At 68.1% G+C, this 26,313-nt stretch carries 9 protein-coding genes; 7 read left to right on the top strand and 2 right to left on the bottom strand.

The annotated features are described in order from the left end of the window. Positions 1 to 52 precede the first annotated feature (52 nt). The 7 genes from AC3IQ7_RS18890 (at position 53) to AC3IQ7_RS18860 (ending at position 20,674) form a co-directional block, all read left to right on the top strand. On the top strand, positions 53 to 3,328 hold the full coding sequence (locus AC3IQ7_RS18890; protein WP_489207006.1) for an amino acid adenylation domain-containing protein: 3,276 nt from the start codon (positions 53 to 55) through the stop codon (positions 3,326 to 3,328). 2 nt (positions 3,329 to 3,330) lie between these two features. Continuing rightward, positions 3,331 to 16,437, top strand: a complete 13,107-nt coding sequence (locus AC3IQ7_RS18885; protein ID WP_489207005.1) for a non-ribosomal peptide synthetase — start codon at positions 3,331 to 3,333, stop codon at positions 16,435 to 16,437. Continuing rightward, positions 16,434 to 16,706: a hypothetical protein gene (locus AC3IQ7_RS18880; protein ID WP_489207004.1), complete on the top strand. Its 273-nt coding sequence runs from the start codon at positions 16,434 to 16,436 to the stop codon at positions 16,704 to 16,706. Before AC3IQ7_RS18885 ends, AC3IQ7_RS18880 begins: the two co-directional genes overlap by 4 nt. Before the next feature lie 5 nt (positions 16,707 to 16,711). Then, on the top strand, positions 16,712 to 18,274 hold the full coding sequence (locus AC3IQ7_RS18875) for a PepSY-associated TM helix domain-containing protein (RefSeq protein WP_489207003.1): 1,563 nt from the start codon (positions 16,712 to 16,714) through the stop codon (positions 18,272 to 18,274). Next, the gene (locus tag AC3IQ7_RS18870) at positions 18,267 to 18,578 is read left to right on the top strand and encodes a DUF3325 domain-containing protein (RefSeq protein WP_099377546.1); all 312 of its coding nucleotides are present in this window, start codon (positions 18,267 to 18,269) and stop codon (positions 18,576 to 18,578) included. Before AC3IQ7_RS18875 ends, AC3IQ7_RS18870 begins: the two co-directional genes overlap by 8 nt. 93 nt (positions 18,579 to 18,671) lie before the next feature. Further along, positions 18,672 to 19,622, top strand: coding sequence for an IS481 family transposase (locus tag AC3IQ7_RS18865; protein WP_489207002.1), 951 nt, complete (start codon positions 18,672 to 18,674; stop codon positions 19,620 to 19,622). Between the two features lie 230 nt (positions 19,623 to 19,852). After that, on the top strand, positions 19,853 to 20,674 hold the full coding sequence (locus AC3IQ7_RS18860; protein WP_489207001.1) for a hypothetical protein: 822 nt from the start codon (positions 19,853 to 19,855) through the stop codon (positions 20,672 to 20,674). A gap of 142 nt (positions 20,675 to 20,816) precedes the next feature. On the opposite strand, the gene AC3IQ7_RS18855 is transcribed toward AC3IQ7_RS18860, so the two are convergent. Together AC3IQ7_RS18855 and AC3IQ7_RS18850 are read right to left on the bottom strand one after the other, a co-directional pair. After that, the gene (locus tag AC3IQ7_RS18855) at positions 20,817 to 21,740 is read right to left on the bottom strand and encodes a diguanylate cyclase domain-containing protein (RefSeq protein ID WP_099377544.1); all 924 of its coding nucleotides are present in this window, start codon (positions 21,738 to 21,740) and stop codon (positions 20,817 to 20,819) included. After that, positions 21,737 to 26,209, bottom strand: coding sequence for a PAS domain-containing protein (locus AC3IQ7_RS18850; RefSeq protein ID WP_489207000.1), 4,473 nt, complete (start codon positions 26,207 to 26,209; stop codon positions 21,737 to 21,739). The genes AC3IQ7_RS18855 and AC3IQ7_RS18850 overlap by 4 nt, the downstream gene beginning before the upstream one ends. Between the last annotated feature and the right edge of the window lie 104 nt (positions 26,210 to 26,313).

The following is a 26,313-nucleotide window of genomic DNA, read 5'->3' as shown; positions in this document are numbered from 1 at the left end:
CCGCCGCCCGGTCCACGCCGGGCGGCTTATCCCATCGTACTCCGACGCCTCCATGACCACCAACCAAGACCAATTGCTTGCCCTGCTGCTCGACGATGAAACCGATGGCGTCGATGCGATACTGCCGCGCGCCCTCGATGGCGATGGCGCCGCGCCGCTGTCCTTCCAGCAGCAGCGCCTGTGGTTTTTGCAGCGCTACGAATCGCGCTCGACCGCGTATAACCTGTGCCGCGCGTTTCGCCTGGAAGGCCCGTGCGACGGCGCGGCCCTGCAGGCGGCGCTGCGCGCGCTGGTGCAGCGCCATGCCGTGCTGCGCACGCGCTTCGAGGAGCGCGACGGCTTGCCGCTGCAGATCGTCGAGGCACACGCCAGCCTGGCGCTGGGGCGCGAGACGGCGCCCGCGGCGGATGCCGCTGACGCCGAATGGCTGGCCGCACGGCTGCGGCGCGAAGCCGACACGCCGTTCGACCTGGGCGCCGCGCCGCTGCTGCGCGCGACCCTGATCGATTGCGGCCACGAGCACGCGGTACTCATGCTGAGCATGCACCACATCGTTTCGGACGCCTGGTCCAATCCCGTGCTGATCCGCGACCTGGCGCAAGCCTACCGCGCCGCGCAGGCGGGCACGCCGGGCCTGCCGGCGCTGCCGCTGCAATATGCCGACTATGCTGCCTGGCAGCGCGCCATGCTGCAGGGCGCGCACCTGGATGCGGAGCTGGCCTACTGGACGGCCTACCTGGGGCAGGACGTGCCGGCGCTGAATTTGCCCGTGCTGGCGGACGACCCCGCGCCCGCGCTGGCGTCCGGCTGCCACGCGTTTGCGCTGCCGCCGGCGCTGGCCGGCGCGGCGCTGGCGTTTTGCCGCGCGCAGCAATGCACGCCATTCGTGATCCTGATGGCTGCCTGGCAGCTGGTGCTCGCCGGCTTGAGCGGCCAGCGCGACTTTGCCATCGGCGTGCCGAACGCGGGCCGCAACCGCCACGAAGTGCATGAGCTGATCGGTTTTTTCGTCAACACCCAGGTCTACCGCGCGCGCCTGGCGCCCGGCCTGACGGCGCGCACCCTGTGCCGCCGCTTGCGTGGCGAGGCGCTGGCCGCGCTGAACCACGCCGAGCTGCCATTCGAACTGCTGCTCGACGCGATGCGCATCGAGCGCGACCTGTCGCGCAATCCCCTGTTCCAGGTGCTGTTCAACCTGCGCCACGAAGGCGCGGCCGCTTCCGCCGTGCCCGTGCTCGATGGCTTGTCCGTCAGCCTGCTGTCGGAGGCGCAGGTCGAGGCCAAGTTCGACCTGTCGCTCGATGTCGCCATCGGCGCCGACGGCGTGACGGCCAGCCTGGAATACCGTACCGCCCTGTTTGACGGGGCCGGCATCGCGGCGCTGGCCAGCTATTTTGTCAACGTGCTGGCGGCCATGCTGGAACGGCCCGATGCCGTGCTCGATGGGAGAGGCCTGTTGTCCGCCGCGCAGGCAGACGCCGTGCTGCGCCAGGGCCGCCATGAGGGCGGACCGTGGAACGACTTGCCCGTGCACGCGCAGTTCGAGCTGCAGGCCGTGCTGCACCCGGATGCGCTGGCGCTGCTGTACCAGGACGAGGCGCTCACTTACCGCGCGCTGAATCTGCGCGCCAACCGCCTGGCGCACGCGCTGCTGGCGCAGGGCGCGGGGCCGGAAGTGCGCATCGGCATTGCCGTCGAGCGCTCGGTCGACATGCTGGCCGGCTTGCTGGCCATCCTCAAGACGGGCGCCGCCTACGTGCCGCTCGATCCCGGCTATCCGGCCGAACGCCTGGCCTACATGATCGCCGACAGCGGCATGGCGCTGCTGCTGACGCAGGCGTCCGTGCTGCCACGCCTGGCGCTGCCGGCGGGACTGCCGGTGCAGCTGGTGGAGCAGCCCTCTGCGCTGGAGCACGATCCCGGCCACGCGCCGCTGCCGCAGCAACTGGCCTACGTGATCTACACGTCCGGTTCGACGGGCAAACCGAAGGGCGTGGGCATCGCGCATCAGGCGTTAAGCCGGCATGCGCAAGTGTCCGTCGGCTTCTTTGGCTTGACGGCGCGGGACCGCGTGCTGCAGTTTTCGACCCTGAACTTTGACGGCTTCGTCGAACAGGCCTGGCCGACCCTGTGCGTGGGCGCGGCGCTGGTCTTGCGCGGCCCGGAGCTGTGGGACAGCGAGACGTTTTACCAGGCGCTGCACCGCTACCGCATCAGCGTGGCCGATTTGACGACGGCCTACTGGTCGCTGCTGGCGCAGGATTTTGCCCAGCAAGGTCCGCGCGACTACGGCGCGCTGCGCCAGGTGCACGCGGGCGGCGAGGCGATGCCGCCGGAAGCGCTGCAGGCGTGGCGTCAGGCGGGCATGCGCCACATCCGCCTGCTCAATACGTATGGCCCGACGGAAGCGGCGGTGACGGCGGCCACGCTCGACTGCGCGCCCTACCTCGATGGCGCGGCGCCGGCCCAGATGCCGATCGGCCTGCCGCTGGCGGGACGCGCGCTGCAGGTGCTGGATGCGGACCTGGCATTGACGCCGCCCGGCGCGGCCGGTGAACTGTGCATCGGCGGCGCCTTGCTGGCGCGTGGCTATCTTGGCCGTCCTGCGCTGACGGCCGAACGTTTCGTGCCGGACCCGCATGGGTCGCCCGGTGCGCGCCTGTACCGCACGGGAGACCTGGTGCGCTGGCGCGGCGGCCAGCTCGATTACCTGGGACGCATCGACCACCAGATCAAGATCCGCGGCTTCCGCGTGGAGCTGGGCGAGATCGAGGCGCAACTGCTGGCGCAGCCTGGCGTGCGCGAAGCGGTGGTGGTGGCGCAGGACAGCGCCGCCGGCGCGCGCCTGGTGGCGTATGTGAGTCCGGCGCAGGTGTCGGTGGAGGCTTTGCGCGCGGCGCTGGCGGCGGCGCTGCCCGACTACATGCTGCCGGCGGCCATCGTGGCCCTGGCGCGATTGCCACTGAGCCCGGCAGGCAAGGTGGAGCGCAGCGCGCTGCCGGTGCCGGTGCTGGAAAGCGCGGCGTACTCGGCGCCGCAGGGCGAACTGGAACAGGCGCTGGCGGCCATCTGGAGCAGCTTGCTGGGTGTGCAGCGCGTGGGGCGCGAGGATAACTTCTTTGCGCTGGGCGGACATTCGCTGTTGGCCGTGCAGCTGGTGTCGCGCCTGAACCTGGCGCTGGCCGTGTCGCTGCCGCTGCACGCCGTATTTGAAACCAAATCCTTGTCCCTGTTGGCCGCCGAAGTCGCCACCTTGCAGCAACAAGCTTCACAACAATCGAGGATGGATGATCTCGCATCATTCCTGGATATCTTGGAGTCGACCTGATCATGCAAACCGATATCGCACTGCAGTTGGCCGAACGTTTCAGCGCCCTGACGCCGGAACAGCGGCGCGCCTTTCACAAAAAGATGACCGAGCAGGGCATCACGCAGGCGCAGCTGCCCATTCCACCGCGCCGCCAGGCGCTGACGCGCGCGCCCCTGTCTTTTGCCCAGCAGCGCCAGTGGTTCCTGTGGCAGCTCGATCCCGCCAGCAGCGCCTACCATATCGCGGGCGGCCTGCGCCTGCGCGGACGCCTGCGGGCCGATGCCGTGCAGGACGCCTTCGACGCGCTGATCGCTCGCCATGAATCGCTGCGCACGTATTTCGAGGCCGACGCGGATGGCCTGGCCGAACAGTGCATCGCGCCGCCGATGGCGCTGCGGCTGGCGCATGCGGACTTGCGCGGCATCGACGATGGCGAGACGCGGCTGGCGCGCATCGCCGACGATTTCAACCAGGCCCCGTTCGACCTGGCAAGCGCGCCCCTGCTGCGCGCGATGCTGGTGCGGCTGGCCGACGAAGAGCACGTGCTGCTGGTGGTCATGCACCACATTGTTTCGGACGGCTGGTCTATCCAGCTGCTGATCGAGGAATTCGGTGCGCTGTACCAGGCGGCGCAGGATGGCGGCGCTGCGGCGCTGGCGCCGTTGCCGATCCAGTATGCCGACCATGCCGCCTGGCAGCGCCACTGGCTCGATGCGGGCGAGCGAGATGTGCAGCTGGCCTACTGGACGGCGCGCCTGGGCGATGAACACCCGGTGCTGCAGCCGCCGGCCGACCATGCCCGCCAGGCGCAGCCTGACTACCATGCCGCGCGCTTCGATTTCGCGCTGCCGCCAGAACTGGGCGCGCAGCTGCACCGCAGCGCGCAGCGCCACGGTGCCACCGTGTTCATGCTGCTGCTGGCCGCCTTCAAGGCGCTGCTGTACCGCCACACGGGCCAGCAGGCGTTGCGCATCGGCGTGCCGATGGCCAACCGCAACCGTGTCGAGACGGAAGGCGTGATCGGCTTTTTCGTCAATACCCTGATCATCGATACGCGCCTCGATGGCCGCACGACTCTGGAGCAGTTGCTGCTGCAGGTACGCGACGCGGCGCTGGGCGCGCAGGCGCACCAGGACTTGCCGTTTGACGTATTGGTCGACGCCTTGCAGCCGGAACGCAGCCTGAGCCACCCGCCCTTGTTCCAGGTACTGTTCAATCACCAGCATTTGCAGCCGCGCGGCGAGGTCCGGCTGGCGGGGCTGTCGGCGACGCCGTACGAACTGGGACGCCAGGCGGCCAAGTTCGAACTCACGCTCGACACGCAGGAGCGGGCCGATGGCAACCTGTCGGCCAGTTTTGCCTATGCCGTGGAGCTGTTCGAACCGGCCAGCATCGCGCGCCTGTCGCGCCACTATCTGGCGCTGCTGCGGGCACTGGCCGACACGCCGCAGTGCGCGCTCGGCGATGTGCCGCTGCAGGAAGACGCGGAACGGGCGGCGCTGCTGGCCTGGAGCCGCTGCGACCAGTCGTACGCATCGCCCGAAGCGGTGCACCTGCTGATCGAGCGCCAGGCGGCGGCCACGCCGCAGGCCGATGCGTTGCTGTTTGGCGAAGAAGTGCTCAGTTATGCCGCCTTGAACGGGCGCGCCAATGCGCTGGCGCACCGGCTGATCGCTCTCGGCGTGGGACCGGAAGTGCGCGTCGGCCTGGCGCTGCTACGCTCTGTCGAGATGGTGGTGGGCTTGCTGGCCGTGATGAAGGCGGGCGGCGCCTATGTGCCGATCGACCCGGAATACCCGGCCGAACGCATCGCCTACATGCTGGACGATAGCGCGGTCAGCCTGCTGCTGACGCATGCACCCGTGCTCGGCGCCTTGCCCGAGCACTTGCCGCCCTTGCTGATGCTGGACGAGGAAGCGGCGTATGCGGATGGCGCGCATGGCGACCCGCGCGTGGCGCTGCACGGGGAAAACCTCGCCTATGTGATCTACACCTCGGGTTCCACGGGACGCCCGAAGGGTGCCGCCAACCGTCATTGCGCGCTGTATAACCGCCTCGTGTGGATGCAGCAGGCGTATGCGCTGGGCGCGGGCGACGCGGTGCTGCAGAAAACGCCGTTCAGCTTTGACGTCTCGGTATGGGAATTTTTCTGGCCGCTGATGTACGGCGCGCGGCTGGCCGTGGCCGGGCCGGGCGACCATCGCGACCCGGCACTGCTGGCGGCGCTGATCGAGCGCCATGGGGTCACCACCGTGCACTTCGTGCCATCGATGCTGCAGGCTTTTGCCGCCGACCTGGCACCGGGCGCCTGCGCCAGCCTGCGCACGGTGATCTGCAGCGGCGAGGCGCTGCCGGCCGACCTGCAGGACCGCACCCTGGCCGCCTTGCCGCAGGCGCAGCTGCATAACCTGTATGGCCCTACCGAGGCGGCCATCGATGTCACGTGGTGGCATTGCCGCGCGGGCGATGCCGTGGTGCCCATCGGGCGTCCGATCGCCAATCTGCGCAGCTATGTGCTGGACGATAGTCTGAACCTGGCGCCGGCCGGCGTGGCGGGCGAATTGTACCTGGGCGGAGTGGGCCTGGCGCGCGGCTACCTGCACCGTCCCGCCCTGAGCGCCGAGCGCTTCGTGCCCGATCCGTTCGATGGCGGCGGCGCGCGCCTGTACCGGACGGGTGACCTGGTACGCTGGCGTGCCGACGGCGCGCTGGAATACCTGGGCCGCATCGACCACCAGATCAAGATACGCGGCCTGCGTGTGGAGCTGGGCGAGATCGAGTCCCAGCTGTTGTTGCAGCCCGGCGTGACCGAGGCGGTGGTGGTGGCACAGGCATCCGGCCAGGGCTTGCGCCTGGTGGCCTATGTCACGCCCGCATCGCTGGACACGGCAGCGCTGCGTGCGGCGCTGGCCGTGCGCGTGCCCGACTATATGTTGCCATCGGCGTTCGTCGCGCTGCCGCGCCTGCCCCTGAATGCCAACGGCAAGCTTGACCGCAAGGCGCTGCCGGCCGCGCAATTTGCCGCCGGCGCGGCGCACGCGCCGGCCGAGGGCGAAGTGGAGAACATGCTGGCGCGCCTGTGGTGCGAGGTGCTGGGCCTGGAGCGGGTGGGCCGCGAGGATAACTTCTTTGAACTGGGCGGCGACTCCATCCTCAGCCTGCAGATCGTCGCGCGGGCGCGCCAGGCGGGCTGGAAGCTGACGCCGAAGCAGCTGTTCGAGCGCCAGAACATCGCCGCCCTGGCGCTGGTGGCGCAGCCGCTGCAGGCCGCGCCAGTGGTGCCGGACGATGCGCAGGGCGAGGTGCCGCTGCTGCCGATCCAGCTCGATTTCTTTGGCACCGCCATCCCGCAACGCCACCATTGGAACCAGTCGCTGCTGATGCGCGCGAACGGAGCGCTCGACGCGGGTGCGCTGGAACGGGCGCTGCAGGCGCTCGCCGCGCACCACCAGGCATTGAGCCTGCGCTTCCGGCAGGAGGAAGCGGGCGCCTGGCGCCAGAGCTACGGCCCCGTGCCGGAGAAACTGCTGTGGCAATGCACGGCGCAGGACGGCGCCGCCATCGAGGCGGTGTGCCGCGAAGCGCAGCGCAGCCTGGACCTGGAACAGGGCCGGCTGCTGCGCGCGCAGCTGATCGACGTGGCCGATGGCAGCACGCGGCTTTTCCTTGCCGTGCACCACCTGGCCGTCGACGGCGTTTCGTGGCGCGTGCTGCTGGAAGACCTGGCAGCAGCTTACCGGGCCGCGCTGGCGGGGACGGCCGTGACGCTGCCGCCACGCGGCAGCAGCCTGCAGGCGTGGTCGCAGCGCCTGCGCCAGCATGCGCACACGCCGGCCGTGCACGCCGAGCTGCCGTACTGGCTGGCGGTGGCGGCCACGCCGGCCGCCTTGCCCTGCGCCCGTCCGGACGGCGCCAACACGACGCGCCACGCGCGCGACCTGGGCCTGGCGTTGGACCGCGAGACCACGCGCCGCCTGCTGAAAGAGGCGCCGGCCGCCTACCGCACCCAGGTCAACGACCTGCTGCTGACGGCGCTGGGCCGCGCCCTGTGCCGCTACACGCGCCAGGCGCAGGTGCTGATCGAGGTGGAAGGGCATGGCCGCGAAGACCTGTTCGACGACCTCGACGCCAGCCGCACGGTGGGCTGGTACACCAGCATGTATCCGGTGCGTCTGGCGCCGCTGGGCGAGGCGGGTGCCGCCATCCGGCGCGTCAAGCAGGACTTGCGCGACGTGCCGGCCAAGGGTATCGGCTATGGCCTGCTGCGCCACCTGGGCGACGATGCGGCGCGTGCCGCGCTGGCCGCCTTGCCGCGGCCGCAGCTGATTTTCAATTACCTGGGCCAGTTCGACGGCAGTTTCGCGCCGCAGGGATTGTGGGCGCCGGCCGCCGAATCGGGCGGCGAAACGCAGGACAGCGATGCCCCGCTGGGGCATGAACTGGCGCTCAACGGGCAAGTGCTGGACGGTATGCTGAAACTCACGCTCAGTTTCAGCGCGGCGCGCCATGACGAAGGCGCGCTGGCGGCGCTGATGGACGACTATCGCCAGGAACTGGTGGCGCTGGTGGCGCATTGCTGCTCCGGCGCGCAGGGCGTGACGCCATCCGATTTCCCGCTGGCCCGGCTGGACCAGGCCAGCCTCGATGCGCTCGACTTGCCCGTGGCGCGCCTGGCCGACCTGTATCCGCTGTCGCCGATGCAGGCCGGTATGCTGTTCCACAGCGTGTACGCGCCGCAGGACGGCGCCTACCTGAACCAGCTGCGCGTCGATATCGATGGCCTGGACGCCGGGCGCTTCGCGGCCGCGTGGCAGGCCGTCATCGCGCGCCACGACATCCTGCGCACGGCCTTCTTGCCGCAGGCCGTGCCGCCGCTGCAATGGGTCAGCCGCGATGCGGGGCCCGCGCTGCAGGAACTCGACTGGCGCGGCCACGACGACATCCAGGCCGACCTCGACGCGCTGGCGCGGCGCGACCTGGCGCAAGGCTTCAAGCTGGAACAGGCGCCGCTGCAGCGCCTGCACCTGGTGCGCACTTCGGCCTCGCGCCACCATTTCATCTGGACCAACCACCATCTTCTGCTCGATGGCTGGAGCAGTTCGCGCCTGATGGGCGAGCTGCTGCGCCATTACGCTGGCCAGCCGCTGGCCACGCACGGCGGACGCTATCGCGACTACATCGCCTGGTTGCAGCGGCAGGACGCGGCCGGCAGCGAAAGCTACTGGCGCGCGCTGGCGGCGCCGCTGGCGGCGCCCACGCGCCTGGCCGGGCTGTTGCCGTGCGAGGCGGTGCCGGGCGGGCATGGGGAAGTCGGCACGGCGCTGGAGCGCCAGGAAAGCGTGCAGCTGGCCGCCTTCGCGCGGCGCCACCATGTGACGGTCAACACCGTCGTGCAGGCGGCGTGGGCGATCCTGCTGCAGCGCCATACGGGTCAGCGCACGGTGGCCTTTGGCGCCACGGTGGCCGGGCGGCCCGGCGACCTGGCCGGCGCGCAGCAGTTGCTGGGACTGTTCATCAATACGCTGCCCGTGATCGCCACGCCGCGTCATGCGCAGACGGTGGCCGGCTGGCTGGCCGAGGTGCAGGCGCAAAGCCTGGCCTCGCGCGAACATGAGCACACGCCGCTGGTCGACATCCAGCGTTGGGCCGGGCAAGGTGCGGGCGGCCTGTTCGATACCCTGGTGGTGTTTGAAAATTATCCGGTCGACGAAGCCTTGACCGGCGCGGCGCCCGATGGCCTCGTGTTCAGCGCCATCGAGCGGCGCGAGCAGACCAGTTATCCGCTGACCCTGGCCGTCATGCAAAACGAGACGCTGGCCCTGCATTACGGCTACGACCGCGCGCAGTTCGATGCGGCCGGCGTGGCCGCGATCGGCGCCAGCCTGCTGGCGCTGCTGCGCGCGATGATCGCCGGCGCGCAGCAAACGCTGGGCAGCCTGGCCTTGCCCGATGCGCGCGGGCAGCGGGGCTTGCGCGCGCTGGCGCACAGCGGCGCGCCGGCCGTGCCGTATGTGGCGGTTCATGCGCGCATCGCCCGGCATGCGGCGCTGCGCCCCGATGCGCCGGCCGTCGTGATGGGCGGGCAGCAGATCAGCCATGCGCAGCTGGAGCGGCGCGCCCACGCGCTGGCAAGGCGTTTGCGCGCGCACGGTGTCGGCGCCGAAATGCGCGTCGGCGTGGCGCTGGAGCGTTCGATCGACATGATCGTGGCGCTGCTGGCCGTGCTGAAGGCCGGCGCCGCGTATGTGCCGCTGGACCCCGACTATCCAGCCGGGCGGCTGGCCTACATGATGGACGACAGCGGCATCTGCCTGCTGATCGCCCAGGAGCAGGTGCTGGACCGCGTGACGGCGCCCGCGGGCGTGCCGCTGCTGCTGATGCCGCCGGCCGATGCGCAGGACGCTGCTGACGTTGACGTTGACGTTGACGTTGACGTTGACGCTGGCGACGTCGCGCCATGGCCGGCGCCGCACCGCCACAACCTGGCCTACCTGATTTATACCTCCGGCTCGACCGGCCAGCCGAAAGGCGTGGCGGTGACGCATGGTCCGCTGGCCATGCATTGCGCCGTCACGGCGGATCTGTATGAAATGGGGCCGCAGTCGCGCGAACTGCATTTCCTGTCGTTTGCCTTCGATGGCGCCCACGAGCGCTGGCTGACCACCTTGTGCGCCGGCGGCGCGCTGGTGCTGCGCGACGCCAGCCTGTGGACGCCCGAGCAGACCTATGCGGCCTTGCGCGCCGAACGCATCACGAACGCGGGCTTTCCGCCGGCCTACCTGAAGCAGCTGGCCGAATGGGCTGAACACAGCGGCAACCCGCCGCCCGTGGAACTGTATTCGTTTGGTGGCGAGGCCATGCCGCAGGCGGCCTTCGAGCAGGTCTGCCGCGCCCTGAAGCCGCGCTTCCTGATCAACGGCTATGGTCCCACCGAGGCGGTGGTCACGCCGATGGTATGGAAGGTTGGCGTCGATGCGGGCTGCCGCAGCGCGTATGCGCCCATCGGCCGCCCGGTGGGCGCGCGCAGCGCGTGGGTGCTCGATGACGCCTTGAACCTGGCGCCGCCGGGCGTGCCCGGGGAACTATACCTGGGCGGCGAAGGCCTGGCGCGCGGCTATCTGGGGCGTCCGGGCATGACGGCCGACCGCTTCATTCCCGATCCCTTTGATGGCGCCGGTGGACGCTTGTACCGCACGGGCGACCTGGTGCGCTGGCAGGCCGACGGCCAGCTGGAATACCTGGGCCGCATCGATCACCAGGTCAAGATCCGCGGCTTCCGTATCGAGCTGGGCGAAGTCGAGGCGCAATTGCTGGCGCAGCCCGGCGTGCTGGCGGCCGTTGCCGTGGCCCAGCCGCAGCCGGGCGGCAATGGCCACCTGCGCCTGGTGGCCTATGTGGCGCCCGCCAGCCTGCAGCCGGCAGGGTTGAAACTGGCGCTGGCGCGCCAGCTGCCTGACTACATGGTGCCGTCCGTGATCGTGGTGCTCGACAGCCTGCCGCTGAATGCGAACGGCAAGGTGGACCGCAACGCGCTGCCGGCGCCGCAGGCGCTGCAGCAGGGCGGCAGCGTGGCGCCGCAGGGCGCCGCCGAGCAATTGCTGGCCCAGGTATGGTGCGGCGTGCTGGGACTGGAGCAGCTGGGACGCGACGACAATTTCTTCGAACTGGGCGGCGACTCGATCCTGAGCCTGCAGATCGTGGCGCGCCTGCGCCAGGCCGGCTGGATCGTTACGCCGAAACAGCTGTTCGAGCGCCAGAGCGTCGCCGCGCTGGCGCCGCTGATGCAGGCCGTGGCGGCCAGCGCTGGCGGCAGCGCCGAGGTGGTGGGGGACGACGTGCCGTTATTGCCGATCCAGTCCGCCTTGTTTGCCGCGCAACTGGCGCGGCCCGGTCATTTCAACCAGTCGGTGCTGCTGCAGGCGTCGGCGTCCGGCGCCGGCGACGTCATCGCGGCGGCGCTGGACGTGCTGCTGCAGACGCATGCCGCGCTGCGCCTGCGCTTCAATGATGGTCCGCAGGGCTGGTCGCAGCAGTATGGCGAAGCGCCGGAGGCGCCGCTGCTGTGGCGCCGCGACGCGTGCGACGCGGCCGACGTGGAGCGCCATTGCCAGCTGGCCCAGCGCAGCCTGGACCTGCGCCAGGGACAGCTGCTGCGCGCAGTGCTCATGACCATGGCGGACGGCAGCGTGCGCCTGCTGCTGGTCGTGCATCACCTGGCGGTCGATGGCGTGTCGTGGCGCATCCTGCTGCAAGACCTCGACACCTTGTGCCGCCAGGGCGCCGCCGGCCAACCTTTGCGCCTGGCGGCGCCCAGCGCGCCGCTGCAAGCCTGGGCGCGGCGTTTGCAGGAACATGCGGCCAGCGATGCCGTGCGCGCGCAACTGCCGTACTGGCAGGCGCTGGCGGCCACGCCGTCACGCCTGCCGCTGGCGGACAGCCGTGGCGCCAGCAGCGGTGACCTGGTCGCCGGCGCGGTGCTGCAACTGGACCGCGACACCACGCGGCGTCTGCTGAAGGAGGCGCCGGCCGCCTACCGCACCCAGGTCAACGACTTGCTGCTGACGGCGCTGGGACGCGCGCTGTGCCGCCATGCGGGCGAGGACAGCTTCCTCGTCGAACTGGAAGGCCATGGCCGCGAAGACTTGTTCGAGGACCTCGATATCAGCCGTACTGTCGGCTGGTTCACCAGCGCCTATCCCGTGCGCCTGGCGCCGCTGGGCACGCTCGATGCGGCCTTGAAGCGGGTCAAGCAGGACTTGCGGGCCATTCCCGACAAGGGCATCGGCTACGGGCTGCTGAAATACATGGGCTGCGATGCGGACCGGCAGGCGCTGGCCGCGCTGGCGCCGGCGCAGGTGTTGTTCAATTACCTGGGCCAGTTCGATGGCAGTTTCGAGGCCGATGCGGCCTGGCGCCCGGCGGCCGAAGCGAGCGGCGACGCGCAAGACCCGGAGGCGCCGCTCGGGCATGAACTGGTGATCAATGGCCAGGTCTTCGACGGCATGCTGAAAATGACGTTCAGCTATAGCACGGCGCGCCACGACGGCGCGGCGATCCGGGCACTGGCCGATGATTTCGGGCGCGAGCTGCGGGCGCTGGTCGCGCATTGCTGTTCCGGCGCGCTGGGCGTGACGCCGTCGGACTTCCCGCTGGCGCCGCTGGACCAGGCCAGGCTCGATGCGCTGGACTTGCCCCTGAACGAGCTGGCCGACCTGTATCCGCTCTCGCCGATGCAGGCGGGCATGCTGTTCCACTGCCTGCAGGCGCCGCAAGGCAGCGCCTATGTCAACCAGCTGTGCGTGGACGTGGCAGGGCTCGACGCGCAACGCTTCGCGAGGGCCTGGCGCGCGGTGGCGGCAGGCCACGACATTCTGCGCAGCCGTTTCGTGCACGATGGCGGAGAAGCGCTGCAATGGGTCTGCCGCGCCGGCGCGGGCGAGGTGGACTTGCTCGACTGGCGCGGCCAGGACGCTGGCGCCGCCGCACTTGACGCCTATGCCCGGGCGGACCTGGCGCGCGGCTTCGACCTGGCGCGCGAACCGCTGCAGCGGCTGACCCTGATCCGCTGCAGCGATACGCAGCAGCGCCTGGTCTGGACCAGCCACCATCTGCTGCTCGACGGCTGGAGCACGTCGCAGTTGATGGGAGAAATACTGCGCCACTACCACGGCGAGCCGCATGCGCCGGCGCCGGGCCGCTACCGCGACTACATCGCCTGGCTGCAGCGGCAGGATGGCGCCGCCGGAGAAGCGTTCTGGCGCGCGCAGCTGGCGCCGCTGGCCGCGCCCACGCGCTTGTCGCTGGCGCTGCCGGCGGCGGGCGGTACGGGCCAGGACAGCGTCAGCCTGCGCCTGGAGCCGGCGGCGATGGCCGGCCTGGCCGCCTTTGCGCGGCAGGCGCGCATCACCGTCAACACGTTGGTGCAGGGCGCCTGGCTGCTGCTGTTGCAGCGCTATACGGGCCAGGCTTGCGTGGCCTTTGGCGCCACCGTGGCTGGCCGTCCGGCGGACCTGCCGGGCGCCGACCGCCTGCTCGGCATGTTCATCAATACCTTGCCCGTGATCGCCGCCCCGCATGCGGGCGCACCGGTGGGCGAGTGGCTGCGCCAGCTGCAGGCGCAAAACCTGGCCGCGCGCGAATTCGAGCATACGCCGCTGTACGATGTGCAGCGCTGGGCGGGGCAGGGCGGCGTCGCCCTGTTCGACAGCATCATCGTATTCGAAAATTATCCCGTCGATGCCGCCTTGCGCGCCGCCGAAGAGGGAGAACTGCGCTTCAGCATGGCCAGCAAGCGCGAGGAGACGAATTATCCGTGGACCCTGGCCGTGATGCAGGACAGCGGACTGACCCTGCATGCCGATTATGCGCGCGCCAGCTTTGACGCCGCCAGCGCGCGCCTGATACTGGAGCAGTTGGGTAGCCTGATGCAGGCGATGGCGCGCGACGCCGACGCGCCGCTTGGCGCCTTGCCGCTGCTGTCGGCGCCGCAGGGCGCGGCCGTGCTGCGCCAGGGCCGCCATGAGGGCGGACCGTGGAACGACTTGCCCGTGCACGCGCAGTTCGAACTGCAGGCCGTGCTGCACCCGGATGCGCTGGCGCTGCTGTACCAGGACGAGGCGCTCACTTACCGCGCGCTGAATCTGCGCGCCAACCGCCTCGCGCACGCGCTGCTGGCGCGGGGCGCGGGGCCGGAAGTGCGCGTCGGCATCGCCGTCGAGCGCTCGGTCGACATGCTGGCCGGCTTGCTGGCCATCCTCAAGACGGGCGCCGCCTACGTGCCGCTCGATCCCGGCTATCCGGCCGAACGCCTGGCCTACATGATCGCCGACAGCGGCATGGCGCTGCTGCTGACGCAGGCATCGGTGCTGCCACGCCTGGCGCTGCCGGCGGGACTGCCGGTGCAGCTGGTGGAGCAGCCGTCCGCGCTGGAGCACGATCCCGGCCACGCGCCGCTGCCGCAGCAACTGGCCTACGTGATTTACACCTCTGGCTCGACGGGCAAGCCGAAGGGCGTGGGCATCGCGCACCAGGCGTTAAGCCGGCATGCGCAAGTGTCCGTCGGCTTCTTTGGCTTGACGGCGCAGGACCGCGTGCTGCAGTTTTCGACCTTGAACTTCGACGGCTTCGTCGAACAGGCCTGGCCGACCCTGTGCATCGGTGCGGCGCTGGTCTTGCGCGGCCCGGAGCTGTGGGACAGCGAGACGTTTTACCAGGCGCTGCACCGCTACCGCATCAGCGTGGCCGATTTGACGACGGCCTACTGGTCGCTGCTGGCGCAGGATTTTGCCCAGCAAGGCCCGCGCGACTACGGCGCGCTGCGCCAGGTGCACGCGGGCGGCGAGGCGATGCCGCCGGAAGCGCTGCAGGCGTGGCGTCAGGCGGGCATGCGGCACATCCGCCTGCTCAATACCTATGGGCCGACGGAAGCGGCGGTGACGGCGGCCACGCTCGACTGCGCGCCCTACCTCGATGGCGCGGCGCCGGCGCAGATGCCGATCGGCCTGCCGCTGGCGGGACGCGCGCTGCAGGTGCTGGACGCGGACCTGGCATTGACGCCGCCCGGCGCGGCCGGTGAACTGTGCATCGGCGGCGCCTTGCTGGCGCGTGGCTATCTTGGCCGTCCTGCGCTGACGGCCGAACGCTTCGTGCCGGACCCGCACGGCGCGCCCGGTGCGCGCCTGTACCGCACGGGTGACCTGGTGCGCTGGCGCGGCGGCCAGCTCGATTACCTGGGTCGCATCGACCACCAGATCAAGATCCGCGGTTTTCGGGTGGAGCTGGGCGAGATCGAGGCGCAGCTGCTGGCGCAGCCTGGCGTGCGCGAAGCGGTGGTGGTGGCGCAGGACAGCGCCGCCGGCGCGCGCCTGGTGGCGTATGTCAGCCCGGCGCAACTGGATGTGGACGCCTTGCGCGCGGCCCTGGCGGCGGCGCTGCCCGACTACATGCTGCCGGCGGCCATCGTGGCCCTGGCGCGATTGCCACTGAGCCCGGCGGGCAAGGTGGAGCGCAGCGCGCTGCCGGTGCCGGTGCTGGAAAGCGCGGCGTACGCGCCGCCGCAGGGCGAGCTGGAACAGGCGCTGGCGGCCATCTGGAGCGTCTTGCTGGGCGTGTCGCGCGTGGGGCGCGAGGATAACTTCTTTGCGTTGGGCGGGCATTCGCTGCTGGCCGTGCGCTGCGTCACGCAGGTCAACCAGATGCTGCGCAGCCTGTACACGCAGGATGCGCATGCGCTGTCGCTGGCCGACCTGTTCGGCAGTCCCACCCTGGCCGCCTTTGCCGCCCGCTTTGGCGCCAGCGCGGCCGGTGCGCGGGTGGGCGAAAGCTGGCACAGCCTGCGCGCGACAGGTGACTTGCCGCCGCTGTTCTGCTGTCCCGGCCTGCTGGTGAACGCCTTTGAATTCCAGGGACTGGCGCAGGCGCTGGGACCGCGCCAGCCCGTGCACGGCTTTGTCAGCCATGCGCTGGGGAGCGAGCGCTGGGCCGACATCAGCGTGGAGGAGCTGGCTGCCCGCTATGCGGACATCATCGTGGCCAACAGTCCGGGCGGCGAGTGCTCGCTGGCCGGCTGGTCGCTGGGCGCCGTGCTGGCGCAGGAGACGGCGCGCCAGTTGCAGGGCCACGTGGCCGTGCGCCTGGTGGGCATGATCGATCCCGTGCTGGGCCAGTTCGATGTTGCTGGCGGCGTGGCGCCGGCGCTGGATCCGCAGCGGGAACGGGCGCTGCGCGAGCAGTGGCTGCGCCGTTCCGGCATGCGCGAACGCTGGGAACAGCTGTTTGAGCGCATGAGCGAGGACGAGTGGGCGTGGTTCGTGCACCTGCAAGGGCGCGACATCGGCGCGCTGCCGCTCGATGGCGACGCCGTGCATTGCAAGGAGTACCTGGCCTGGAGCATCGCCAGCCATGCGCTGATGCTGCGCCGTCACCGTCCGCAGCGGGCCGCCGTCAGTGCCCGCGTGTGGATCGCGGAATACACGCGCGCCGCCGGCGTGGCGCTGTTCGACAGCCGGGCGCATTTTGCGCAGGTGCTGGGCGAGGAAGAGGTGGCCGGTACAGGCCACCTCGACATCATCCACGCGCCGGTGCTGTGGCAAGGCTTGCGCGCCAGCTTGCCCAGGGATCCGGCATGAGCCGGCATGCCGTGGCGCGTGTCGCACTGGGCGTGGCGGGCGCGTATCTGTTCGCTTGGAGTGTCGCCGGCGCCGGCGCGGTGCTGCTGTTCCGCCTGGGCGTGCTGCGCAGCGAGGCCGTGCTGATCGCCTCGATGGCGGCCTTTCTCGCCTACCTGGGCGCCGCCCTGTGGGCTTTTGTCGCGCGCCGATTGTGGCCGGTGGCGCTGTTGCTGATCGGTGTCTGGATGTTGTACTGCGGCGCCGCCTATTTTTTCGAATGGAGTTGAGCCGCATGGCCTTACGTGAATTGCGGCAATCGATGCTGCTCGCGCATACCTGGACCGGGGTGGTGATGGCCAGCGTGCTGATCGTCGTGTTCTGGATGGGCAGCCTGTCCGTGTTCGACCGCGAGATCGATCGCTGGATGATGCCGGACACGCGCATTGCCGCCGCGCCCGGCCCCGTGTCGGTGGAGCGGCAAGTCTTGCCCGCCGTAGCGGCGCTGGCGCACGGCAAGGCGCTGGCGGAATGGTCTGTCTTCCTGCAGGGGCCGCGCAGTCCCGTGGCGCGGCTGCAGATCGAGGCGCTCGATGGCGAGGAGCTGTCGCGCCAGATCGATCCGCGCAGCGCCACCTTGCTGCCCGAGGCCGGCTCCTACGGCGCCACGTCCTTCTTCTTTCCCATGCATTACCGGCTGCATCTGTCGTTTGCCGGCATCGGCTACTGGGTCGTGGGCCTGGCCAGCATGGCGATGCTGGCGGCGCTGGTGTCGGGCGTGATCATCCACGCGCGCATTTTCAAGGATTTTTTCGTCTTCCGCCCGCGCAAGGCCTTGCAGCGCAGCGCGCTGGACCTGCATAACGTCAGCGGCGTGCTGGCCTTGCCCTTCCATTTCATGATCGTGCTGTCGGGGCTGGTGATCCTGTTTTCGATTTACTTTCCGGCAGGCATGCACGCGCTGTATCCGGGCGACCGGCAAGGCTTCCTCAACGAAGCCTTGTCGCTGTACCAGCGAGAACGATCGCCAGAGTCCGGCATCGTGGCCATGGCCCCCATCGACGCCATGCTCGACACGGCGCGCCGGGCCTGGGGGCGGGGCGAGCCCAGCTATGTGCGCGTGCGCCATCCGGGCAACCGCAACAGTTATGTGGAAGTGAGCCGCGCCACGGCCGACCGGGTCAGCCTGGACGAGCAAACGATTTATTTCGATGGCGCCAGCGGGCAGGTGCTGAAATATGTGCCGCTCAAGCCGGCCGCGGCGCTGCAGCGCTATCTGTCGGGCATGCACTTTGCCCTGTTCGAGCACTGGCCCTTGCGCTGGCTGTATTGCGCGGCCGGGCTGGCCGGTTGCGTCATGCTGGCCTCGGGATTGATACTCTGGAGCGGCAAGCGCGCGGCGCGCCATGCCAAGGCGGGTCAGCGCGGCGCGCGGCTGGTGCTGGCCGTGGCCTGCTTCAGCACGACGGGGCTGCTGATCGCGACCCTGGCCATGCTGGTGGCGAACCGCTTGCTGCCGGCCGGGTTGCCGGACAAGGCGCTGCTCGAAGTGCTGCTGTTCCTGCTGGCCTGGGCCGGCAGCGGCATCTGGGCCGGCGTTGCCCTGTTCTGGCGCCGGCGGCCCGATGCGCCATGGCTGCCGCAAGCCTGGTGCATCGCCATGCTGGCCCTTGCCGCGCCGCCGCTCAACTGGTTAAGCACGGGCGACTTTCCCTGGCATGCCGTGCTGCGCGGCCAGCCTGCCGTGGCCGTGTTCGACCTGGCCCTGTGGTTGACGGCAGGGCTGGCGGCATGGGCGGCGTTGCGCCTGCGCCAGCATCAGCGGCAAGCCCCGCGAACAGGGGGTGCGCATGCCTGAATTGCTTGTCTGGCTGCTGCTGTTTGCCGGCAGCCACGCCTGTTTCGCCCTGCTGGCGCTGTCGCAGGAGCGGCACTGGCACACGGTCAGCGCGGCCAGCATGCCCGTCCATGCCGCCAGCCGGGGCCGCCTGGGCGGCTACGCGGGCCTAGCCCTGCTGTACGGCGTGGCCGTGGCGCGCGAGGGCGCCGGTTTCGGCAGCATCAGCTGGTGCATGCTGCTGTTTTTCGGTGCCTTGACGGTGGCGCTGACCTTGAGCTGGGCGCCGCTGCGGCTGCGCTGGGCCGCTTGGTTGCTGCGCTAGCTGTGATGTTTCAATAGGTTGTTGTGGTTCATTCGGATTGGATTTGAGACACTGGAAATCGCCAAACCCCCAGTTCTCAAGGAAACCAACCGAATGAACATCCATAAGAATGCCCGATTAACGCTGATTCGTCGAGTCGAGATGGTCGAAGACGTACTACATCACCGCCTGCCGGTCTGCCAGGCCGCTGTCCGCTATGCCGTGAGCGAGGCGACCGTGCGCAAATGGCTGGGGCGCTTCCTTGCCGAAGATCGGGATGGTTTGATGGATCGCTCGTCGCGTCCCGCGCATAGCCCTTTGGCTCTGGACGCAGGCAAGGCGCTGACCGTTGTCGAGCTACGCAAGAAGCGCATGACGCAGGCCAGGATCGCCCAGTACCTGCAGATATCGAAGGCCACAGTTAGCCGTGTGCTGGCGCGCGCCGGCCTCTCCAAACTGAGCAATCTCGATCCCGTCGAGCCGGTGCAGCGCTACGAGCATGCAGAACCAGGCGACCTGATTCATATCGATACCAAGAAGCTCGGGCGCATTGAAACCACCGGCCATCGTGCGACGGGAGACCGGCGAGACCGTACGCGCGGCGCCGGCTGGGAAGTCTTGTTTATCGCCATTGATGACCATGCCCGCATCGCCTTCACGGAGCTCTATCCTGACGAAACCCAGGAGAATGCCAACCGATTCCTCGCCAATACCCACGCCTATTTCTGCTCACTCGGGGTGCGTCCCAAAGCGTTGTTGACCGATAACGGCTCAGCCTTTCGCTCCAAGTCATTCAAGGCCACTTGTAGCCAGATAGCATTGAAGCACCGCTTTACACGGCCCTATCGGCCACAGACCAATGGCAAGGCCGAACGCTTCATCCAGTCAGCCTTGCGCGAATGGGCTTACGGCTTTGTTTATAACAACTCACTGGAGCGGGCCAACATGCTCAAAGAATGGAACCATCACTACAACTGGCACCGGCCGCATCAGGGCATTGCTGGCAAGGCCCCAATGTCACGGCTCAGATCCGGCCAGAATAACCTCTTGCAACTTCACAGCTAGCGCAGCAGCGTGCCAAGCAGCATGTTATTGAGTCCGGGGGAGTTTTTTCGTGGCATGCGCCGGCGAAATATTGCGCTATGGATTTTTTAATTGCCGTCATGCAATAATGCTGAAGTAATAATGAGCACTTGGCGGTGATTGTTCTGCGCCGCCGGGGGTGTTCAGAGCCCCAAATGGTTGCGAAATACACACTCCAGCGATCCCGGCTGCATCCTATAGAAGATTTGAAGATGACACAAACACACAGATATGTCCTCGCCGGTTTTGGCTTTTTTTCACTTTTATTGCTATTTTTCGGGGCTGGCCTTTTAGATAACGGGAAAATTGAAGCGAACACGTATCTTTGGGTGCAAGCAGTCGCGATCCTGATCGGTTTGTTTACATTGGCGGCAGCGATTGAAAAGATGCTTCCACGAGGCTTGCAGGAATTTAAATCCGCCGCGCTTTGGTGGACGGTAGGGCTTGCCATATTGGCGTATTTTGCCAGGGTCGCCGCCCTGGATGATGTCAACAAGGTTTTCCACATCGACCCATCAGGGTTGCCGATGACGCTGGCTGCAGCAAACGTCATGCGGTTTTTTATCTGGATGGAATGGCCTTTTATCGTCGTGGCGTGTATCTCGTTTGTGGTGCTGATTCTCATCGCGAAGGGAACATACTTTCCAGATGAGATGCCTGAAAATGAGCGCGCCGCCGGTGTCATTCTCGTGCTTTCGATTATGATGAACTGTATTTTATGCGCGCTATTCATCCATTTCCATTTGGATGAGCAGGGGCGGCAACAGAAACTGTACCGCACCGCCCATGCTGCGGATTTCGTGTCGAAGTTCCACTGCCAGGGGATCGATCCCGATAAATTTTCCGTGCTGTTCATCGGACCGGAGCAACGAAAGGTGCTGGTTGCGCCGAAGTTGCCAGCGCCGGTATTGTTCGGCAAGATGAGTGCGGAATTTCTCCAGGCACTGAAGGTTCCCGCTGAATTTCCAACCCTCGATTGTGTGCCCACCGTAAACTTTGAGCAGTGGTCTAAAGATCTGTCGACGGTTCGATAACGCTATTATTTCCTTGTCGATGGACGATCCTTCCAGCCTGATCCATGTCGCATCTCCGATGCATCGCACAGCCGCTTGATCCTGATGCGAGCTGGGATGGGACGTGTCTTGTCTGTCTTGTCGCCAGCGACAGGCTAGCCGTTTATTCCCCCTCCGACGCGCAATACCTGTCCCGCCCAGTATGCTTGGCGCGGTACAGCAGGGCGTCGGCGGCGCGGATCAGGGCGCTGGGGTCCATGCCTTCCGTGGGCATGACGCTGGCCATGCCCAGGCTGACGGTGACGTGCGGGCCGACGCCCGATCGGGCGTGGGGAATGTGCAGCGCGCGCACTTCGTCGAGAATGCGCTGGGCCACCACTTCGGCGCCGTCGCGCGTTTCCTGCGGCAGCAGGATGATGAATTCTTCGCCGCCGTAGCGCGCCAGCAGGTCGGGCGGGCGCACGGCGCAGCGGCGCAGGGCGGCGCTCACCTGCTGCAGGCACAGGTCGCCCGCCTGGTGGCCATACGTATCGTTATAATCCTTGAAGTGGTCGATATCGGCCATGATGATGGCCATCGGCACGCCGTCGCGCGCGCAGCGCCGCCATTCGCTGTCCATCGTGTCATTGAAGCTGCGCCGGTTGGCCACGCCCGTCAGCGAATCCGTCAGCGACAGTTCGCGCATGGCGTCGGCCTGCCGCTTGATGGTCAGCTGGCTGCGCACGCGGGCGCGCACGACGGCCGCGTTGAACGGTTTAGTGATGAAATCGACGGCGCCCGCTTCCAGCGCCCGCGTTTCGTCTTCGGGCTGGTTCAGGGCCGTGACGAAGATGACGGGAATGGCGCTGAGGATGGCCGATTCGCGCAGCGCGCTGCAAACGGCATAGCCATCCATGCCGGGCATGACGGCGTCGAGCAGGATCAGGTCCGGCAGTTGATTATGCGCAATTTCCAGCGCCTTGTCACCGCTCAGGGCGAACAGCACGTCGTGTTCCTCTCGCAGCAACTGGTGCAGGATCTGGATGTTTTCCATGGCGTCATCGACGATGAGGATGCGCCCGTTCATGGCAAGGTTGGTCCAGCTCACTTGTTTTCCTCTCGTTTCAGCTGATCGAGCACGAGTTTTTCCGCCTCGGCAAAATTCAGCGTTTCAATCGCATGTGCCATCGCCAGGGCCGCTTCCCGGTCTGACAGTTGTATGGCGGGGTGCAGGGCGTGAAATTGCGCCAGCGCTTTCAGGTTGTTGTTGCGGATCATGACGAGCAGCTCGGCCAGGCCGGCGTGCAGGTCGAGCGGCACGCTGCCGGGCGCGGCCGCTGCCGGCTGGTTGCGCCGCAGGGGCGAGGGTAGGGTGCGGGCCGCTTCGATGACTTCGGCCATCGCGTGTTCCAGGCGGCCCAGCAAGGCGGCCGTGCCGTGCGATTGCCCCGTTTTCAGCGTTTTCTCCGTCTCGGCGGCCAGACTGGCGATATGCGTGGCACCCAGGTTGGCTGCCACGCCGCACACGCGGTGCAGCAACTGCGCCGCCTGCTGCGCGTGGCCGGCGGCCAGCAGGCGCCGTGTTTCCTCGACGGCGTCGCCTTGCGAATTCTCAAAGCGCTTGAGCAGGGCCAGGAAGGCGCCGTAGTCGCCGCCGAAGCGGTGCAGGGCCGCCGCCAGGTCGATGCCGGGCACCGTGACCGGCAAGTCCAGCGTCTGCGTGGCGGCATCGGCTGCCTCGACGGCGCCGTCGCCGCTGGCCAGGGGGGCGCGCACCAGCCGGGTCAGGGTCTGGATCATCTCGTCGACGTCGATGGGCTTGGCCACGTGCGCATTCATGCCGCTGGCGATGGCGCGCAGGCGGTCTTCATCCATGGCATTGGCCGTCATGGCGATGATGGGCAAGTCCGGCAAGCCCAGGGCGCGGATGGCCAGGGTGGCGTCGTAGCCGTTCATGACGGGCATCTGCAAATCCATCAGCACCACGTCCCAGGCGTGTGGCGTGCCGGTGAGCAAGTCGACGGCCAGCCGGCCGTTGGCGGCCACGGTCACGCGCGCGCCCGAGTGCAGCAGGATGTACTGCGCCACTTCCTGGTTGATTTCATTGTCTTCCACCAGCAGCACGCGCATGCCGGTGAGCAAACCCGACAAGGGCGTGGACACGGGCAGCGCGGACGGACTGCTGCGGCCTTCGCGCACGGCCGTCACGGCTGCCAGCAGGCGTGCCGGGGTGGCCGGTTTCGAAACGATGCCGGCCAGCATCAGGCTGTCGGCCAGGCGTTCGAGGTTTTCGCTGTCCTGGTCGGCCACCAGCATGATCACGGGTGGCAGCGCCAGGAGCGCGTCGGCGCGCGCCTCGGTGAGCATGGAAATGCCATCCATGCCCGGCATGGCCGCGTCGAGCAGCACAAGATCGGCCGCCGGCCCGCCGCTGGCCTGGGCGCGCAGCAGGGCCAGACCGGCCGCTCCGCTGTCGGCGCTGCGGCTGTGCCAGCCCTGCGCCGCGCACCAGTCTTCCAGCATGGCGCGCACGCTGGCGTTGTCGTCGATGATCAGCAGTGACAGCACCCTGGGCGCGCCCTTGGCGGACGGCTCGGGCGGCGGCGCCACCTTCTCGAAGCGGCAGCTGAAGCGGAAGTCGGAGCCCTGGCCCAGCGCGCTTTTCACGCTGAGGGTGCCGCCCATCAATTCCACCATGCGCCGGCAGATGGCCAGCCCCAGTCCCGTGCCGCCGTATTTGCGGCTGGTGCCGCTGTCGCCCTGGGAAAACGCGTCGAAGATGCGTTCCTGCTCGGCCGCGCCGATGCCGATGCCCGTGTCGCGCACGGAAAACTCGAGGGTGGCGCTGGTCGCATCTTCGGCCACCTTGTCGATGGACAGCACCACTTCGCCATGCGAGGTGAATTTGACGGCGTTGCCCACCAGGTTGATGAGGATCTGTTCCACGCGCAGGGCGTCTCCGAGCAGTTCGTCCGGCACGCCGGGGGCGAGCACGAACACGGGCTCCACGCCGCGCGCCCAGGCGCTGCTGGCCAGCAACACACCCACGCTGTCCAGCATGCGTTCGAGCTGGAAGCGGCGCTGTTCCAGCACCATCTGCCCCGCCTCGATCTTGGAAAAATCGAGCACGTCGTTGACGATATTGAGCAGCGACTGCGTCGCCATCTGGATCTTGCCGACATAGCTGCGCTCGCGCCGTTCCAGTGGCGACTCTTCCAGCAGGCGCGCCAGGCCGATGATGGCGTTCATCGGCGTGCGGATTTCATGGCTCATGTTGGCGACGAATTCGCTTTTCGCGACGCTGGCCGCCTCGGCCTTGTCGCGCGCGCGCACCATCTGCTCGTTGAGTTCATGCAGGCGCAATTCCGTGCGCTTGAGTTCGGAAACGTCCGAGGCCAGCACGAAGAAGCCGCGCACGCCGCCGCTGTCGTCGAAATCGGGGATGTAGTTGGTCCACGTGTGGCACACCTGGCCGCCGGGATCGAGCAGGTCGCGCTCGAAGCTTTGCGGCCGGCCTGCCAGCACCCCCTCGACGTGGGGCGCATACACGTCGAACAGTTCCTGTCCCAGCAATTCGCTCATGTGGATGCCGGCCAGTTCGGCGCTGCTGCGGCCAAACCATTCGTTATAGAATTTATTTGCGAAGCGGCAACGCAAATCGGCGCCCCAGTACGACACCATGCCGGGCAGGTTGTCGGTGACGGTGCGGATGAAGCGCTCGTTCTGTTCCAGGCGCCAGGTGGTGGCGTGCAGCACCTCGGTGGCGCGCTTGCGTTCCGTGATGTCGATCGAGACCCCCAGCACATGGCTGGCGCGTCCCGCATCGTCGCGCAAGACCACCTTGCGCGTGGTGAAGTGGCGCGTGGTGCCGTCCGCCGTATTGATCGCTTCCTGCTCGATTTCCACCATCTGCCCCGTGGCCAGCAGCTTGCGGTCGGCGCTGACGAAGGCGGACGCCTGCTGCGGCGGGAAGAAATCGTGGTCCGTCTTGCCCAGCAATTGCTCGCGCGAGCGTCCCAGGGTCAGTTCCGCGTGGCGGTTGACCATTTCAAAGCTCAGCTTGTCGGCGCGCTTGACGAAGACCATGGCCGGGATGTTTTCGATGATGGTGCCAAACAGGTGTTTCGAACGGCGAAATTCCGCTTCGCTGCGCTTGCGCTCGCTAATGTCCAGCCACAAGCCCGATACGCCCAGCAACTGCTGTTCCGGGCCAAAAATCGGGTGGTAGGAGACGATCCAGTGACTCAGTTGCTCGCGCTGCTGGCCGCTATGGCCTTGCAATTCGATGTCGACGATGGGCTGTCCCGTCCCGAGCACCTGGCGCACGCAGCGTTCCACCTCGGCCCGCACGGCGTCGTCGAACAGCATGGCGCCCACGGGACGGCCCAGGTGCTGCGCCACGCTGGCCCCGTTGATGGTGGCCAGGTAGTGGTTGATCATGACGATGCGCAAGTCCAGGTCCACGAACAGCATGCCGATCGGCGCCGTCGCGTACACGGTTTCCAGCAGGCGCGTGGATTTTTCCAGGGCCAGCGTGCGTTCGGCCACCAGGCTTTCAAGCTGCGTGCGGTGGCGCCGCAGGTCGCGTTCCAGCGCGCCCAGGGCACCGGCCATCTCGGCTGATTCGCGGTCAGCATGCTTATTCGAGAGCAAGGGTTTGCCTTGCGCCAGCGCATGAATCTGCTGCGTCAGTTCCTGCAGGGTGCTGGCCAGGCGTCCGCCCACGCGCCAGGCCAGGGCAAAGCCGGCGGCCAGCAGCAGCGCCAGGATGAGGGATCCCGTGACTACCGAGCGCAGCAGTGCTTCGGCCACCGTGCTGGTGCGCATGGTGACGGCCACCGTCCAGGCGGCGTCCGGGGCGCGGCGAAAGCCCGTATACACGTCGATGCCTTCCAGGGTGGCATGGCGCAGCACGCCTTCGCGCGCCTGGCGTATCTGTTCCAGCAGGGGCGCCGCGCTGCGCTGGCCCACATAGCGCTGCGGCGCCAGGGTGCGCGCCACGTTGATGCCATCGGCATTGATGATGGCCGCGCCCAGGTAGGCTGGCAGGTGCAGCTCGCGCAGCAGCACGGACAGGTAGTCGGGCGGATACAGGGCCGTCAGCACGTAGGCGGTTCCCTGCGTGCGCGGCAAGGGCAGATTCAGGGCCAGCTGCGGCAGGCTGTCGGGCGCCTTGGCCAGGCTGGTCAGCCGCGGCTTGCCGTAGTCGCGCGCGCGCTCCATGCTGGCGGCCCATTTTTGCGGCAGGGGCGGCGGCGCCTGGCTGGCGGGCAGGGTTGTATTGATCAGCTGGCGGCCCTTGGCGTCGGAGACGATGAAGGCGCTGACGGCCAGGCCCGGCTGCAGCAGGCTGGCGGCCAGGGCCCGCAGGGCGCCGATGTCGTCGGCTTGCAGGGCGGGCGAATCGGCCAGGATGCGCGCGGCCATCTGAGCGCCGCTCAGGTCGCGTTCGACGGCGGCGGCCACCGCCCGCGCCGCCTGCGCCGTTTCGCTGACGACATGGTCGCGCTCGCGCGTATAACTTTGCGCCACGAGCAGGAGAAACACGAGCGCCGTCGGAATGACCCAGGCGAGCACCAGCCATGAAATTCTTGAGCGTATCGAAGGCAAATCTTGCACCCGGAAAGCTCCCAGAATGGATGAGTCGACAGGCAGGCTCACGCTGGCGCTGGCTGACCTTG

This window comes from Janthinobacterium sp. GL_088 (genome assembly GCF_057837845.1).
This window is presented reverse-complemented; position numbering and strand designations above follow the sequence as displayed.